Here is a 233-nt window from a genome sequence, read left to right as displayed (position 1 = left end):
TGGGGTTGCCCGCAAATCGTGGACACGTAGTGGAGCTACCTAGTGGTTAGGCAGCTATTTCTTTTCTGCTGTTGATTGCGCCGGTGTGGTTCTCGAAGTCGACGGGGCTGACCATTCCGAGTGCAGAGTGCCGGCGCCGACGGTTGTAGACGACTTCAATCCAGTAGGCAACGGCCTTGCGTGCGGCATCACGGGTTGTCCAGCGCTTACGGTCGTAGAATTCAGTCTTTAGC

1 protein-coding gene is annotated in these 233 nt (G+C 56.7%); it reads right to left on the bottom strand.

Going from position 1 to position 233, the window contains the following annotated elements:
* Positions 1-46 precede the first annotated feature (46 nt).
* Positions 47-233: integrase core domain-containing protein (locus tag HMPREF2896_RS04495; protein WP_083311449.1), on the bottom strand; the 187-nt coding region annotated here is incomplete at its 5' end.

The sequence above is a fragment of the Corynebacterium sp. HMSC069E04 genome (genome assembly GCF_001813175.1).
Lineage (GTDB): Bacteria > Actinomycetota > Actinomycetes > Mycobacteriales > Mycobacteriaceae > Corynebacterium > Corynebacterium aurimucosum.
This window is presented reverse-complemented; position numbering and strand designations above follow the sequence as displayed.